Origin of the sequence: Maribacter sp. PR66 (genome assembly GCF_028464205.1) — a bacterium.
Classification (GTDB): Bacteria; Bacteroidota; Bacteroidia; order Flavobacteriales; family Flavobacteriaceae; genus Maribacter; species Maribacter flavus.
Window position 1 is genome coordinate 175,845 of record NZ_JAQPCH010000001.1, and the last position, 14,673, is coordinate 190,517.

Here is a 14,673-nt window from a genome sequence, read left to right on the forward strand (position 1 = left end):
GTTCTTTTGATTTTTGTTAATGTGATTAATTTTATTTATTAATTGGTTTCCAAAACTTTAGCTTCCTTCACCGTTGGTTTTCCATGCCAGTAAGAGGCCAATACAGATCCAGTGATGTTCATCAATGGTCCAAACACTGCGGGCGCCAATCCCATGGTTGCTATTTTTCCAAGACTGTTGGCAATACCAGATGCCAATCCAGCATTTTGCATGCCCACTTCAAGAGCAATGGTTCGCGCATCCTCTTCGGACATTTTGAAGAGTTTCGCGTACCAATAACCTAGAAGGTATCCAAAGAAATTATGGATCAATACAAGAAACATTAATATGCCTCCTATGTCCAACAAACTATCCCTGCCCGCAGCAGTGATGATTGTAATTATCAATCCAATGGCCAACATTGAGATTAGCGGCATGGCTCGACCAATCCAATTGGCACCTTTTCCCAAAAGTTTATTGACCAAAAGACCCGCACCTATGGGAAGAATAATCATTTTGATAATGCTCCACATCATAGAAAGCACATCGATTTCAATGAATTCACCTGCAAATACCTTCATCATTAGTGGCGTAAGAAAAGGAGCCAATAATGTTGCTATGGATGTAATGGTTATGGACAGAGCAACATTGGCATTGGCTAAAAAAGCCATAACATTTGAGGCCACACCACTTGGGGAACAGCCAATTAAAACGATACCGGCTGCAATTTCCGGAGGAAAATCACTTATCTGTGCCAAAATGTAACCAATGATGGGCATTACTAGTAACTGTGCCGACACCCCTATAGCAACACCCTTAGGTGATTGAAAAACAGCTGCAAAATCCTTGATGCTCATAGTGGTACCCATACCGAACATAATAATCTGTATAAGTGGAATTATAAGTACAGTGAGCTTGAAATCACCAATATTGGTGAAATAGGATGGGTAGTAGAGGGCAGCCGTCACCCCCATAAAAATCATAATTGTAAAAATAAGACCTTTTAATTTTTCATACCCGTTGAAGCCGAATGCAATGAGGGCAAAAAGAATTAGTATGAAAGCTCCTGCCATATCTATATTTCCCGATATGATCATACCAACGACGACCAATAAGAAAACCGCCGCAAAGCCTAAAGAAATTGAATAAATATTGATTTTTCCCAAGAGTAAATATTTTAAAGTTTATAAGCTTGTCTCGCCAGTAGTTTCCATCGGCCCTCCTTTTTAAATACCAATAGACAGCCAATCCTTACCTCGGCCGGTTTACCATTGTTGTTTCCTTTGGCCTCAAAAATATGCCGAACCACACCTACATTACCGGTTACCGCAACGGTCTGTTCCTTTTGCGTAATGGAAGAAAACTGAAATGCACCGTTCAGTACCCCGTTTACATATTCCGATTTATTTTCCAAAGCACCACTGGAATGACCATAGGATAAATTTTCCGATGTCAATTGCTCCAAAACTTCTTTTTCCTTGTCCACCATGGCACCGTATAATTCGGTAACTGCTTTCTCTATTTCCGTAACATTCTTATTTCGATTCTGCGCCGAAATAAAAGAAGTAAGGCCCAAAAGTGTAATAAGTGTTAGTCCCCGCGCAACCTTAGAAAGAAAACGCAACTTCATTGCTATCATATTCCTTTTTATTTAATGGTTTGATATTTAATTTTTTTTGGAATCCATATAATCGTTAAGCTCCTTTCTTGTCATGGGTAATTTGCTGTCCGGATAGGATTTTAACCAGTTTTCAAAATCCTTATTGATTTCATCGGTCCATTTGGTATCGATTTGGCCAGCAGTATATTTCTTCTCCCGCAATCTCTGAAATCCAAAAATGTCCCGTAAGCCTACAATTTCAGAGGAAAGCACCAGTTCGGAAGCCAAATAGGAAGGAATGAAGATGGTTCCATGCCTATTTGCCAATACCACGTCGCCTGGCAAAACAGTTGCCCTTCCTATCCTAATTGGCACATTAATGGCAGACAACATTTCTTCTTGTAGATAGGACGGGTCCGCTCCTTTATGCCATCCATTGAAGCCTTCAATATCCAAAAGACCCGCCAAGTCACGTACACCGCCATTAAAAATGACCCCGTTCTGTGAATTGGCATAAATGGCATTCCCCAAATTGGAACCTATAAGGGTACCATCAATGATTCTACCATATCCATCCGCCACGTAAACGTCTCCCGGTACCAACTGTTGAATGGGCCAGGAATTGCTGCCCCCTATGGTATCCCTTTTTTCCTCGGCTCCCTTTAGTTTTATCAATCTTTGATAGTCCGGTCTTAACGGCATATATTGGGCAGTGACCACTCTTCCAGTCATAACACCTTCCGGATGGATAATTTCCCATTCCCCTTCATATTGGTTGTTGTAGCCTCTACTTCTTAAAAAGCCCCAGGCCTCCTCTATCTGTATATTTTTCATCCTGCTTAAAAGGGCATCCGTTACCTTGGGTCTTCCATCATCAAAGCGCTCCCCTTTCCATTGGGAAGTCAGCTCCTTGATATATTCCACAGAACCTGTCACCCCTTGAGCATCGCCTTGGAAATAATATGTAAAACAAAACAAGACCAGTACAATTTTGAAATTTTTCATTTTAACCCGATTTAAAGTTTTTCCATATTCAAATTAACAAAATACCTAAGCTACAATAGTAAGCAAGCTGAGAACACTTCCATATCAAGGAAGCGTTCTCCTGCTCAACTTAAACTAACTCAAATACAAAGTTTTAATATTGGTAAACCCTTACTCAATACACTTAATTATAATTCAAAATTTAACTAAAGGTTCTATCATGAGACCTGAGTTCATTCCATTCCTCCGTTGATTTGAAGAATGTCTTATCAGAAGGGTGCAAATGGGCCTTCACTACTTCCTCATCCAACTCAATTCCCAGACCTGGAGCCGTTAATGGTACAGTTGCAAAACCTTTATCGATCATTTTAAAACCGCCAACGGTTTTTACCAGACTTTCCCACCAAGGAACATCAACAGAGTGATGCTCCAATGCCAAAAAGTTTTGGGTAGCGGCAGCACAATGCACATTGGCCATAAATGAAACCGGTGTACCCGCCTGATGCATGGCCATTGCTATACCATATTCTTCGGCATAATCGGCGATTCTTTTTGTTTCCAAAAGTCCACCGGAAGATGCCAAATCTGGATGGATGATATCCACTGCCCTATTATGTATCAGAGGAAGAAAATCCTTTAGAAGATAAATATCCTCACCTGTCGTTGTTGGTGTCTCTATAGCATCGGTAATAGTGCGCCATTGTTCATTATATTGCCAGGGCACCATATCTTCGAACCAGGCCAATCTATACTTGTCCAAGGCCTTTGCCAATCGAATACCATTGTTCAAATCAAAATGCCCATAATGGTCCGTAGAAATGGGAATCTCATAGCCTACCATATTGCGTACATCCTCCACGACCTTTTGAAGTTCTTCCAAACCCTTTTCGGTGATTTGGATTTGCGTGAAAGGATGCATCGTATTTCCGTAGGACATCATGTTTCTTCGATCGCCCCATTGGGCCAATACTCCTTTATCGTTCTCCCAAAACTTACCATTTACAACAGTACCTGGTTTGCCACGAAGTTCCCCTATGGAAACATCCATTTTCAACCAGGTATATCCTTGTTCATTTATCCTAAAGTCGATCAATCTTTTTTGTTCCTCTGGAGAAGATGCTTCGGGTGTATCTGCATAGAGCCTAACCTTATCCCTATATCTTCCTCCCAATAATTGCCAAGCCGGAACATCATACGCTTTACCACAGATATCCCATAATGCCATTTCAACGGCACATACACCACCCGCTTGCCTTGCAGGTCCGCCAAACTGCTTGATGCTCTTGAATATCTTTTCTACGTTGCATGGATTTTCCCCTAAAATGCGACTCTTCAAAAACAAGGCATAGCGAACATCCGCAGCGTCCCTTACCTCACCAAGACCATAAATACCTTGATTGGTCTCGATTTTGATAATGGCCGTACCGCCCATAACATTGGTCAGTGCATAGCGCATATCGGTAATCTTCAACTCCGACGGGGCAGACATCCTGCTGACCTTGGAAGTTGTTTGCGCTATGGTATCCTCGATACCAAGACCGATCATTCCGGTCATCGCTATTCCACCCAAAGCGGTCTTTTTGAGGAAGTTTCTTCTTTGGTCCGTGATTCTAGGATCTTCCAGTTCCCTGTTTCTAAGGGCCAAGATACCTTCTTCCTCTTTTTTAAATTTCGATACTAGTTTTTGCAGTGTGTTTTCCATCATAATTTAGTTAGGGATTTTAAGTTTTTAGCTCTTAATTAATTATCCCTTTAAATTAGTCCTTTTATTCCACATCCCAGAATACCCTCGAAACTAGATTGTCACCCCCTATGGCGGAGACCGCAGCAGTGTAACTATCGGAATTGGCAGAACCCTCTCGGTCTGGATATGTCATTCTATGCACAAATCCGTCACCACCGTTTGCCAGTAAATTATCATTGAAATCATTACGGGCTAAATCAGGGAATCCACTTCTTCTAACATTTGCAAATGCTTCTGTTCCATTGCGGTAATTGGCCAACCAATATTGAGTATTAATAAGCTCCAAAGCGTTTGAAGCATTATAGGCAACTTCAGGTTCGGCCAAATAAGCATCCACTTCAGATGCTGGTATAGGCTCCGTATTGGGATACAAAGAATAAATATCCATATTGGCCCTGATACCATCCTCATAATAAGACTGGGCATCTCCAGAGACCCAACCTCTAAAGGCAGCTTCTGCCAATAAGAGAGATGTTTGGCCATAGGTTACATAAAATGCCGGTGCCGCAGGGGAAGCGGCTGCAAAAACATTAATCTGGCTATAGTCAAGACCTGTTCCTTTTGGTCCTCTGTACCCAAGGGATGTGTCCGATAATTGCAAATCAGAAACACCGACTGGAACACCAAATTGATTATCTAAATCCGTATTTGGATTCGTTTCGTTGGCCACTGCCCCGGGATCTTCAAACATTGCAATCATATACTTTGCCCTTGGGTCATTGGTTGTCTTTAACTGGTCCACCAGTGGCTCAGCGGCATAATTGAAAAAGGAAAAATTACGTAGCTGATTATTGTCTCCCCAGGCATACACGTTGCCATCATATTTGACGTACGCATTATCAGCATTCGAAGTCATAACTCCACCGGAAAACGCTTCCGAAACAATAGATTCCGCCCTAGATGGATTAACTTTTGAATAGCGCATACCCAATCTCAACAATAAAGAGTTTCCAAGTTTTCTCCATTTTTCAACTTGTGCCGACGCAGAGTTTGTAGGTTGACTACCATTACTTCCGTAAAACAAATCATCCGAAACAAAATCACCACTGGCATTAAGGGATGCAACCGCACTTGTTATCTCATTGTATAAATCATCATAGATAGCTTCGTCATCATCATATGAAGGAAAGTAAATGATATCACTGACAGCCTTTCCAGCCTCTGAATATGGCACATCACCATAAGTATCTACGACCCCCATGAAAACTTGGGCCTTCCAAATACGGATCATACTTAGTAAGTTGACACGGTCAGTATCTTCACCGAGCAAATCGGTAGCTTGTACCAAATTTCGTATGACAGATGGGTATGAATCATTCCATTTGGGATTGTTTACCCCATCAATATCCTCATTAAAATTAAAACCTAGGGTAGCTCCCTGATTATAAGGAATTACAAAATGTTGTACAATGGTATGTTCAGCTGCCCAAGTTCCTAAATGACTCCTTTGCGCTCCGGCAAACAAAAGTGCCGCATCAACCTCATTAACTTGATAAGGATTCGTGTTCACTTCCACAAAATCTTCGTCGCACCCTTGAAAAATCAGGCAGACTAAAACTAGGTATAATATATGTTGTATCGTTTTCATGGTTCTAGAATTTAACATTAAGACTAAAATTAAAATTACGGGTAGTAGGCAGCGCAGAATTTTCATAACCGGCCCTAAAATCACCCGAGGATTGAATAGCTTCAGGATCAAGTCCTGGAATATCCTTATAAAGAATAGCTACATTTCTACAAGAAGCAGCTAGAGTCAATCCCTTTACAAACTTTAAGTCCGCCACATTGCTAACAATATCCGTAAGATCATAGGATAATGAAATACTTCTCAACTTTATAAAATCAGATTTAAAGGTAAATGGATCTCCAATTTGAAGGTTACGGTAGTCTGCATAAAAAGATTGCAAATTGCTTACCGCCGTAGTATTTGGCTGTCCATTACTTTCATAGACACTATTGGGAACAACTACACCATTTTCTCCCTCTCTACGACCTTCAAGGGAAAACAGGGAATGTCCTTGCCTAGTCATGTTCAAATGTGTGGACGACAACATCGTACCACCAAACCTATAATCAATCAAAAAGCTGAAATTCAAATTCTTATATGAAAAGTTGTTATTCCAACCCCCTACGTGCTTTGGTATGGAAGAACCAACGGGCAAAAATCCATTTGTGTTTTCAGCTCCAGGCGTATCACCGTTTGTAGCCAATAATCTACCATCATCGTTCACTAGAATCTGACCACTGTCATTTCTTCTATACGTTCTGGTATATAGTTGGTTCATTGGCAATCCTTCCGTATATCTTAGCTCTCCGAGAAATTCGTTTCCGGTTCCATTAAAGAAAATTAATAAAAGTGTACCACTATCATTTCCAACATCCAATACTTCTGTTTTAAGATAGGCGTTGTTCCATGTACTTGACCACATGAAATCATCGGTCTGTATGGGCACCACTTCTACCAAAGTTTCCAAACCAGAGTTTTTAAGGGATCCCAAGTTTTGTTTTGAATTATCATAACCAGATGCGTTGGATAAGGTTACATCCAGCACTTGGTCAGTGGTCACCTTATCAAAAGCAGCTATATCAAAACGGAGGCGACTGTTAAACATCCGCATTTCCAAACCAATTTCTTTCTCTGTAACCGTAAAAGGTCGTAAAAGTGGATTTGGGGCAAAATTACCTGCAACCCCTGCAGTGGTTTGGCCATTAAATGGTGGGTTAATAGTGTAATTCAGTATACCCTCATAGGTCCCCACACCATTGGCACTACCTACTTCTGCCCAAGAACCTCTTAATTTACCATAAGTCAACCAACTTTGTTCTTTCATCAATTCAGAAAAGATAAGACTACCGGAAACAGAAGGATAGAAAACACTATTGTCCTCTGGGTTTAGTACCGAGAACCAATCTTGTCTACCCGTAAAGTTCAGGTATAAAAGATTGTCATATCCAAATTCAGCCAATCCATAGAGAGAATTGATTCTGAAGGTACTAAACTGGTAAGGTTGAAAAGCGGCTTCATCAGTTTCGAAACTTGTTCCGTTTTTTATTGAATATAAATCAGGTACTACGAACAATCTTGAATATTGGGCATTTCTTTGAAATTGCGAACGCCAAGTATTACCTCCAAAACTTGCATCAACCGAAAACTTTCCAAATTCCTTATTTGCACCCAATAAGAAATCAGCGTTTACATCCCGCGTTTGGGTCTGCTGAATGTCATAACGACCTCTATAAAACCCTGTATCACCTTCTAGGGTCGTTGTAGCACCAGCTCCATTAAGCTCATTCCACTCCGTAAAATTGGTAGCATAATCATAATTATACCTTCCTTGAAGGTATAGCCAGTCTGTAAATTGATATCTTAAAGTAGCCGTACCTAACAGACGGTTCCTATTATCATTAAAAAATTGATTCTTTTGTAATTGGTAATAGGGATTGTTGATAGTTCCTAAAAATCCATTGGTACGCAATTCTGCACCAGTAACAGGATCAATGGCACTTTGACGATAAGCCTCAATAGGCGTAGAAATAGCCAATCTATTGAAAAAACCTACGGCACCTGGGCCTTGTGTACCAATCTGTGGTGGATTGATATTCTCCTCGTTCGTATAGTTAACGTTTAAAAGCATGTTCAGCTTTTCTGTAACGTTATAATTTATACCTACATTAAATATGCGTTTCTCATATTCATTCGCAGGTTGAATACCCTTAGCGGAAGTATTTGCAAATGAAGCACGGAAACTTCCTTTCTCATTGCCCCCGGAAAACCCAACGGTATTGGTTAGGTTTGTCCCTGTTCTTAAGAAATCGTAGAGTTGATATGGATTAGGCGAGTAAGGTCTAGACACACCATCAAAATTGACCGTGGGTACTCCATCAAATCTTTCGCCAAAACTAAACTGTCCTGTACCTTGGGCCTCTCCCTGTGTCTGTGGCCGAACCCCTCCAGTTCCTTGACCATACTCAGTTTGTCTTATTTCATCCAAGAAATTCAACGCATGCGAAGTAGTAATGCTTGATGTGAAATCAACCCCAATACCTTGGTTTAAGGTACCTGTTTTTGTTGTTATTATTACCGCACCATTAGCTGCCCTAGCACCATAAATAGCGGCGGCAGTAGCTCCCTTAAGAACCGTCATACTTTCAATATCGTCCGGATTAAGATTTTGTAGGTTATCCCCAAGATCTCTTTGATTATCACGTCCATTGGCCCCTCTAGCACCTTGATCTATTGGAAGACCGTTGATTACAAATAATGGTGAATTGCTTGCACCGGCAAATGCGGATTGACCACGCAAACGAATTTGAACACTGGCACCAGCCCCTGCTGATGGAGGGCTGATATTTAATCCGGCTACCTTACCTTGCAAAGACTCCATAGCATTTACCGTTCTGGTTTTGGTAAGCTCCTCTGTATCCACAGCGGTGACCGCATATCCCACTTTTTTCGCATCCCTTTTTATTCCCAATCCAGTCACTACAACCTCGTCCAGTCCTTCAACGTTTTCTTCCAATACAACATTGAGTTCACTGGATTGCCCCACGATTACTTCCTTCCTGGAAAACCCCAGTGAACTGAAAATGAGCACCGTGTTTGGTTGGGATAAGGTTATGGAGTAATTTCCATCGAAGTCGGTTGCAACTCCATTTGAAGTTCCCTTTTCAACTACCGAAACCCCGGGAATCGGCTGCCCGTTGGTATCATTTACGGTTCCAGACACGCTTTGTTGAACAGAAGTGGTTTCATTGTCCGAACTTTTTACACTAGACTTTGGCGTATTGGTTTGTACCTGTTTAGGTTTCAATACGATTTGATTTCCACTAAAAACAAAATCGGTATTTGTATTGTTAAAAAGTACTTGCAGTACATTTTCAAGTGCTAAGTCTTTAACCTTGATGGAAACCTTTCTAGAAGTATCCACTTTATTGACATCATACAGAAATTTATATTCCGTAGTTGCCTCAATTTCTTCCATAACCCTGTACGTTGGCACGTCTTCCAAGTTAATGGTCATCTTGGTTTTTTGGGATAGGGTGTTCGCCTGCGCAGAAATGAGCGCGGCGATAAATAAGAGCGAACATAGTTTGGTCGTTAAACCAATTTTCATGTAACCGGGTCTAAATAACCCTAATAAATCGTTAGTTTTCATATCATATTGTTGATTATTAATTGATTCAGTTTTCTTTCTTACAGAATTGAGTGGGTTCTGTAGGTTGATTTTAGTTTTTAATTTGTAACCATAGGCAAGTCGATTTAAGGTTGCTATTTAATACGTATATGGTCCCCTTCAATTTCATAATCAAAGGGTGTTTCCAGTTTAAATGTTTCCAATACCTCCCAAATTGATTCTTTCTCAAATGTGGCCGTGAACACTCTATTATTCAATTCATGGTTCTCACTTGTAATGGTAACATTGTAATGCCGTTGGAGCCTTTTAACAATATTGGAAAAGACCATTTCCTTCATCATCAGTTTGCCGTTTATCCAACCTGTATATAATTCTGTATGTACTTTTTCTAAATCAATATTGTTAGTTTCTGTATTCCATTCGGCTTTATAGCCAGGTGAAAGCAGGGTAGAGTTTTCCAGGTCATAAATAGAACCGGTTTTGTAAAGTCGAACTGAACCTTCGACCAAAACCGTATTTTGGTTCTGGTCCTCAGGATAGGATGTTATATTAAATTTGGTACCCAGCACTCTAACATCCACACCACCAGATGTGACTATAAAAGGACTGTTTTCATTTTTTGTTACTTCGAAAAAGCCCTCACCAATTAATGAGACCTCCCTATTTTTATTTTTTTGGAATTTTACAGGATATTTTAAAGATGACCCAGCATTCAAGTGAACTAAAGTTCCATCTGAAAGGACTACCTTGAAAGTCTTTCCATGGGGTATCCTCAAGGTGTTATATTCCGACTCCGTTTCCACCTCGTCTTCATTTTTTGATTGCGAATAATCAACCAAACCATCCACCTTTTCGCCAAGAACCGCTCCCTTAGTATTGGTTATTTTCAACGTACCCTCATTGGTAAGTACCTGCGTTTTTCCATTACCCAAAACCAATGTTATGGAATCAGGATCAATTGGCTCAACTATAGAAATATCTTCCTGAAAAGACTTGTACATAAAAAAACAACCCAATAACCCCACGAAAATGGCGGCGTATTTTAGAATATCCCTTCCAGAAAATTTTGAATCGTTCTTTCTTTTTTGCTTTCCGGCATGAACAACAAGTCGCCAAGCTTTCTTGGCATCCAGTTCGTCTACATCAGGCAAAGGCACATTTAGCTCATGCAACTTCACCAGTCTTTGATACGTAAGTTGATTATCGTTGCTTTGGGAAAGCCATTTCTGAAAATAAAGCTCTTCTTCACGACTCAAAGTACCCTTGATCCTCTTAACTATAATATTTGCTATCAATCCTATTTATTTAGTAAACAAATCAACGTTGTCTACTATTAAGACCCATGAAGATTAAAATCGGGTAGTGGATTTATCAAAAAAAGATGTATAAAATTAAAGAATGCTTAATTTACAAGAACCATAAATACACATCCTTTAAATTTATCCGTAAAGACTTAAAAGATTTCTTAAGATGATATTTCACCGTATTTACGGTAATTCCCATGATTTCTGCGGCACTTTCATACTTGTTACCTTCCAGTACGCATAGGGTAAAAACTCTTTTGTTCTGCTCAGGTAAAGCCTCTAGTTCTCTTAGCATATTTTCAGAAACTTCCCCTTTTATCAACTCGCTTTCATGGGAAGGTACTTCTGTTGATTGGTTGTTAAGTTGAAAAGTCTCACGGCTCTTTTTAATTTTTTTAAGGCTTTCGTTCCTTATTGCCACATTAAGATATTTATGAATATCAATAACATGGGAAAGATTTTCTTTTTGCAAAAGTTTGACAAAAACGTTTTGAACAACATCTTGGGCATCATCCATATTTTCAACATAACTAAAGGATTTTAGACACCATTCTTTATAATGGTCCAAAAACATTTGCTCTAGAAGTTTATGGCTTGGCATTTCCATCATATGTGTTTTTACGATTCCAAGGTGAAGTATTTGCTGCCTACAAATTACTTATTTATAACTGTGTTTTTTACACTTAATAGAGGCAATGTATTAAATTGCTATTATATATGCAATAAAAATATCATATTGTAAAAATTTGTCTTTAATAAATAGAAAATTCATTGTTCGTGGATACGTTGAATTATAAGGGCTATTTATTAAATATATTTTTTACATTTAAGTGTAATTAAAACACCTTTAAATGCTAAATAATTTTAAAATCCCTTTGAAACTCGCCATTTTTCTGGTTTTCTTTGGCAAATGCCCTATGATAGCCCAAGATGGGACAATCTATCCACTTGAAGCACCGAAGGAACCGAAGGCAATTCCGTTAAAAACAGGAGGTGTGGAAAATCAGCCTGCCAAGGAATCCTGGTTTAAGCAATGGGGCGATCCTATGGCCAGAAATATAACTCAAGCCACACTTACTCCCTTTTTACCAGACACTGATAAGGCAAATGGCGCAGCTGTTATTGTTGCCCCTGGTGGTGGATTTAGATGGCTATCCCTGGGTAATGAAGGCTGGGAAGTGGCAGAAGTACTCGCCAAGGAAGGATATGCTGCTTTCGTACTTAAATATCGTTTACACCCTACCCCAGAGTCCCTTGATGATTTCACCGCATGGATGAACCGACCTCGAACTCCAGAACCTACTGAAAATTCGAATGGGAATAAGGAAGAAACACCCGTGCCGCCTAGACAAATGGACCTTTCCAACCAATTGGAGGATGCAGAGGCCGCCTATGCAATGATAATAGAACGTGCAAAGGAATGGGGCGTGGACACAAAGAGAATAGGAATGATTGGGTTTTCCGCAGGGGCCGGGCTAACTATGCATTCAACACTAAATTCAAAATCTATGAAGTTAGCTTTTATAGGCCCCATTTATGGTGGTATGGGACCTGTTGAAGTTCCTAATAACGCACCTCCTATGTTTAATGTTATTGCAAGTGATGACTTTCTTTTTAGAGGACAGTTTGGGATTATTGATTCCTGGTATAAAGCTGGTATTCCAGTAGAATTCCACTTATATCAAAACGGGGGACATGGATTTGGCCTAGGAAATCCAAACCGTACGAGCAATCGCTGGTTCGATGCTTTTGTTCATTGGTTGGATGTCAATGGCTTTGGGAAAGAAGTGATGGCAAAGCAATAAATATTAGAGCGATAATGGCGTTTAATAAATTTTAAAGGTAGCACCTGAGATAATTCCATTCTGAAACTATACCTTATCTAAAGAAACAAAAAAGCCGAGACATGAATCTCGGCTTTTTCTTTGTACTCGAGGTGGGAATCGAACCCACACTCCCGAAAGAACTGGATTTTGAATCCAGCGCGTCTACCAATTCCGCCACTCGAGCGTTTAAAATAGGACTGCAAAACTAAAAAATATTTTTATTTCCACACCAAAAAATTCAACAATTATCCTTTAGCAAGACAAATTAATTTCTAAATTTGCACCTCCTTAGAAAACACCTGCGCAAAGCGCAGTAGAAACAAGGCATTAAGCCTACTTCGTTCTAGGGGCAGAGATACAAAAAACAAGCCATGCCATACAGCGTTCCTGAACCAAAATTTTTCGCCTGTACCCAAAGTACGGTTTTAGGAGAAAAAATTGCCAAGGCCTATGGTGTGGATTTGGGCAATGTTATTTTTTCCCGTTACAGTGATGGTGAGTTTCAACCCTCTTTTGAAGAATCCATTCGTGGTGCAAGAATATTTATCATTGGATCTACCCATCCCGGTCCGGAGAACCTTATGGAGATGTTATTGATGATCGATGGTGCCAAACGTGCCTCTGCGCGACATATAACTGCCGTAATGCCTTACTTTGGATGGGCCAGACAGGACAGAAAGGACAAACCAAGGGTACCCATTGCCGCTAAACTTGTTGCAAAAATGCTGGAAACGGCTGGAGCTACCCGGATCATAACTATGGATTTACACGCGGACCAGATTCAAGGATTCTTTGAAAAACCTGTAGATCATTTGTTCGCCTCAACGTTGTTTCTCCCTTATTTGCAAAACCTGGGATTGGAAAACCTAACCATTGCATCACCTGATATGGGCGGATCAAAAAGGGCCTATGCCTATTCCAAGGCCTTGGATAGCGATGTAGTCGTTTGTTACAAACAGCGGGCCAAGGCGAATGTCATTTCCCACATGGAACTTATTGGGGATGTCCAAGGGAAGAATGTTGTTCTGGTGGATGATATGGTGGATACCGCAGGTACATTGACCAAAGCTGCAGATTTGATGATGGATCGGGGAGCGGTAAGCGTACGGGCGATTGCTACCCATGGCTTATTGTCCGGCAATGCCTACGAGAAAATCGAAAAGTCCAAACTAACGGAATTGATCATTACAGATTCCATCCCTTTGGAAGTAAAAAGCGATAAGGTAAAAGTACTTAGCTGTGCGGATCTATTTGCGGATGTTATGCACAAAGTACACAACAACAATTCCATTTCGTCCAAGTTTTTAATGTAAAAAGAGACTAAGAACGGACCAGGAGACAATTAGAATTTTTAATTTTTAATACATATAATGAAGTCAATTACAATTAAAGGATCAGAAAGAGAAAGCGTGGGCAAGAAGTCAACAAAGGCCCTACGTAATGCTGGAAAGGTTCCTTGCGTAGTATACGGAGGGGATAAACCATTGCACTTTTCAGCAGATGAACTAGCGTTCAGGGATTTGGTTTACACCGCCAATGCGCACACAGTTGCAATTGAATTGGATAACGGGACCAAGGTGAACGCCGTAATGCAGGACATCCAGTTCCACCCTGTTACTGACAGTATCATGCACATTGATTTCTATCAGTTGTTCGAGGACAAACCGGTAACCATGGATATTCCAGTTAGGTTGCAAGGAAACTCGCCAGGGGTTAGAAACGGTGGACGTTTATTGTTCAGAAAAAGAAAACTTACCATTAAGGCCTTACCGGATAAATTACCGGATTTCTTTGATGTGGATATTTCCAAACTTAGAATTGGCCAGAACATTGCGGTTTCGTCCTTGTTAAGTGACGATTTCACCATCCTTCACCCAGATACCACTACGGTAGTACAGGTTAAAACTGCACGTACTGCGGTTATGACCGATGACGAGGATGAAGAAACTGATGAAGAAGAAGGAGCAGAAGCAAGTGCTGAGGGAGCAGAGGCCCCAGCTGAAGAAGCTGCCCAAGAATAGATTTGATTTACAGACCCAAAAAGCATCCCGGTTTAAATATTGGGGTGCTTTTGTATTTTTAGGCAACGGTAAAAAGATAT

General features: G+C 40.3%; 11 protein-coding genes and 1 tRNA gene. 3 read left to right on the plus strand and 9 right to left on the minus strand.

The annotated features are described in order from the left end of the window. Window positions 1–38: 38 nt before the first annotated feature. From PP181_RS00705 to PP181_RS00740, 8 genes are all read right to left on the minus strand, one after another. Window positions 39–1,145: a bile acid:sodium symporter family protein gene (locus tag PP181_RS00705; RefSeq protein ID WP_272635596.1), complete on the minus strand. Its 1,107-nt coding sequence runs from the start codon at window positions 1,143–1,145 to the stop codon at window positions 39–41. Between the two features lie 11 nt (window positions 1,146–1,156). Then, on the minus strand, window positions 1,157–1,609 hold the full coding sequence (locus PP181_RS00710) for a nuclear transport factor 2 family protein (RefSeq protein WP_161598199.1): 453 nt from the start codon (window positions 1,607–1,609) through the stop codon (window positions 1,157–1,159). Window positions 1,610–1,645: 36 nt separating this feature from the next. After that, window positions 1,646–2,584, minus strand: coding sequence for an RraA family protein (locus tag PP181_RS00715; protein ID WP_272635597.1), 939 nt, complete (start codon window positions 2,582–2,584; stop codon window positions 1,646–1,648). Window positions 2,585–2,765: 181 nt separating this feature from the next. Next, window positions 2,766–4,268, minus strand: a complete 1,503-nt coding sequence (locus PP181_RS00720; RefSeq protein WP_272635598.1) for a mandelate racemase/muconate lactonizing enzyme family protein — start codon at window positions 4,266–4,268, stop codon at window positions 2,766–2,768. 61 nt (window positions 4,269–4,329) lie between these two features. Then, window positions 4,330–5,895: a SusD/RagB family nutrient-binding outer membrane lipoprotein gene (locus tag PP181_RS00725; protein WP_154917375.1), complete on the minus strand. Its 1,566-nt coding sequence runs from the start codon at window positions 5,893–5,895 to the stop codon at window positions 4,330–4,332. Between the two features lie 4 nt (window positions 5,896–5,899). Beyond that, window positions 5,900–9,421, minus strand: coding sequence for a SusC/RagA family TonB-linked outer membrane protein (locus PP181_RS00730; protein ID WP_272635599.1), 3,522 nt, complete (start codon window positions 9,419–9,421; stop codon window positions 5,900–5,902). A 155-nt stretch (window positions 9,422–9,576) separates the two neighbouring features. Beyond that, entirely contained in the window at window positions 9,577–10,737 is a 1,161-nt protein-coding gene (locus PP181_RS00735; protein WP_272635600.1) for a FecR family protein, read from the minus strand. Window positions 10,738–10,849: 112 nt separating this feature from the next. Further along, window positions 10,850–11,347: an RNA polymerase sigma factor gene (locus tag PP181_RS00740; protein WP_272635601.1), complete on the minus strand. Its 498-nt coding sequence runs from the start codon at window positions 11,345–11,347 to the stop codon at window positions 10,850–10,852. A 250-nt stretch (window positions 11,348–11,597) separates the two neighbouring features. Between PP181_RS00740 and PP181_RS00745 the strand changes: the two genes are divergently transcribed. Further along, window positions 11,598–12,551, plus strand: a complete 954-nt coding sequence (locus PP181_RS00745; RefSeq protein ID WP_272635602.1) for an alpha/beta hydrolase — start codon at window positions 11,598–11,600, stop codon at window positions 12,549–12,551. 123 nt (window positions 12,552–12,674) lie between these two features. On the opposite strand, the gene PP181_RS00750 is transcribed toward PP181_RS00745, so the two are convergent. Then, window positions 12,675–12,756: transfer RNA gene (locus tag PP181_RS00750), tRNA-Leu, on the minus strand. Between the two features lie 187 nt (window positions 12,757–12,943). Here PP181_RS00750 and PP181_RS00755 point away from each other — a divergent pair. Together PP181_RS00755 and PP181_RS00760 are read left to right on the plus strand one after the other, a co-directional pair. Next, entirely contained in the window at window positions 12,944–13,885 is a 942-nt protein-coding gene (locus PP181_RS00755) for a ribose-phosphate pyrophosphokinase (protein ID WP_138257884.1), read from the plus strand. Between the two features lie 57 nt (window positions 13,886–13,942). After that, on the plus strand, window positions 13,943–14,593 hold the full coding sequence (locus PP181_RS00760) for a 50S ribosomal protein L25/general stress protein Ctc (RefSeq protein WP_138257885.1): 651 nt from the start codon (window positions 13,943–13,945) through the stop codon (window positions 14,591–14,593). The last annotated feature ends 80 nt before the right edge of the window (window positions 14,594–14,673 follow it).